This window comes from Anaerobacillus sp. ABD4_527 (genome assembly GCF_056160805.1).
The window spans coordinates 1-256 of sequence record NZ_JBSWXZ010000023.1 but is presented as its reverse complement, the minus strand read 5'-3'; the positions used below and the strand labels follow the sequence as shown (position 1 = coordinate 256).

General features: G+C 49.6%; 1 rRNA gene. It reads left to right on the top strand.

Annotation, left to right across the window (positions count from 1 at the left end):
- Window positions 1-87: ribosomal RNA gene (rrf, locus tag ACXAHI_RS21065) — 5S ribosomal RNA — on the top strand; the annotation flags it as partial.
- Window positions 88-256 lie beyond the last annotated feature (169 nt).

The window sequence follows — 256 nt, the reverse complement described above, 5'->3', positions numbered from 1 at the left end:
GTTCCCATGCCGAACACGGAAGTTAAGCTCTTCAGCGCCGATGGTAGTTGGGGGCTCTCCCCCTGCAAGAGTAGGACGTCGCTAGGCAAGTGAAAAGTCAGAGCATTGTGCTCTGGCTTTTTTGTATGCTTTTTTGGTTTTTATTGAGAGACCGTAAGGTGATTGCCTTCATTGAGAAGACAGAAAAGGGCATCTTCGAAAGCTTCGTAGGGGTGGGAGAAGCAAGAAATTCGAGGAAGCAAGTGAGGCTGGACCG